At 69.9% G+C, this 1590-nt stretch carries 1 protein-coding gene; it reads right to left on the reverse strand.

Features of this window, described 5'->3' with window-relative positions; all coding sequences use genetic code 11:
- Positions 1 to 14 precede the first annotated feature (14 nt).
- A complete protein-coding gene (locus ACFW2Y_RS35805; RefSeq protein WP_384887917.1) occupies positions 15 to 1460 on the reverse strand; it encodes an NF041680 family putative transposase in 1446 nt (481 codons plus the stop codon).
- Between the last annotated feature and the right edge of the window lie 130 nt (positions 1461 to 1590).

Raw genomic sequence — 1590 nt, forward strand, 5'->3', positions numbered from 1 at the left:
TCTCAGCTTGGCGTTTATCCGCGGCGAGCTTGGTGTTCCTTGATCGACTCAGCGCGTTTGACCGTCTTTCCGACGTCGTGGTGCTTGGCTCGGTGTGTGTTCTTTGAGCCGGGAGGCCGTCCCGGGCCCGGCTTGGACGGTTTCGGTGCGGCCGCCGGACGGGCCGCCGTCGCGCGGACGTTGCGAAACCCCCGCCGCACCCGGGCGGGAGTGAGACGGCGGGGCTCGGTGGGTCGCTCCCAGGGACGGCGCAGGTCCTCGGTGAGGGGGCGGGCGAGGCGGAGCTGGGTGTGGGCGGCGATGACGAGCCAGGTCCACAGATCGGCACTGTCGGCGTGGCGGACCTTGGGTGCCGTCCAGCCGAGCGTCTGCTTCAGCAGCCTGAAGGTGTGCTCCAGGTCGAATCTGCGGAGGAAGGACTGCCACCAGCGGTCCACGTCCACCGACGTCGCTGCGGTGGCCGAGCACCACAGCCAGACCGGTTTCGGGTCGCGGTCGCCCGGCAGGCGCTCGACCTTCAGGCGGATCAACGTGCCGTGCAGGACGGGCAGTTCCTCCTTGGCGTGATTCAGCCAGGGGCCGCGGTGGGTGAGTCTGGGATGCATCCGGTCCCAGGTCATCGCCTCGGCCTTGCCGTAGCGGGTGGTGTCCGTGCGGGTGGTGACGTCGGGCTGGTGCCAGGTGTCGGGCTTGGCGAAGGTGAGAACGCCGCCGTGCCGACGGGGCCGCCCGCCTTTGGGGCCGGAACGAGCGGGGTCTGCGTCGCGGAGCATGACGCGGTCCGAGCGCAGGCGTCCGACCAAAACGACCGGCAGGTCGGCCAGGGCGTGAGAGAGGTAGCTGACGTCGTAGCCGGCGTCCATCATCATCAGGATCTCGGGATCGCCCGTCCGCCAGTGCCCGGCCTGCGTCAACCGCTCCACGACGCCGCGCAGTTGGGCGGCGGTCACGAGCGTCGCGTCGTTCGCGGGCCCGAGGCGCACGGCGTCCAGCAGCGCGACCCAGGAGGTGCGGCCTGCTTCGAGGGCCGCGACGAAGGAGTACGGCCAGCCCGGCACGAACTGGTCCGTCCGGCGGTCGCCGCGTCCGTAGACGTGGCAGAACAGCCGCTGGTCGCTGGTGGGGGCATCGGGGCGGAGCCAGTTGCTCACGTCCACGGCCAGCACGATCCGCCCGTCGGCCGCCTTCGGCAGCGGCAGGCCGGCCAGCGTGCGGCGCAACCGTGCCGGCTCCAGCCAGCCTCGGTCCAGCGCCGAGTAAAGCGCGCCATGCCCGCGCCGGTGCTCGACCGCCAGCGACAGCTCGACCAGCGTCTTCACCGGACCGTCCACGCACAACACCGCGTCCGTGAGCTCGAAGAGCGCATCCGCACGGGCGTACAGGCAGTCATAAAACTCAACCCGAAAGCGGGACAAGACGCCCAATGCCCCGCCTGCGGGCGCGTCGACCGGGAGACTCATACACAGCGGCCGTTCTCTCGTGCTTCGTGACTCGACATCTCGAAGCGTGGAGAACGGCCGCCTCCGCTGTCCCGGGAAGAACCACAGATCAGCAGGACGAGTGACCTGCGAGGTTAAACGCCAAGCTCAG

This window comes from Streptomyces sp. NPDC058877 (genome assembly GCF_042742855.1).
Lineage (GTDB): Bacteria > Actinomycetota > Actinomycetes > Streptomycetales > Streptomycetaceae > Streptomyces.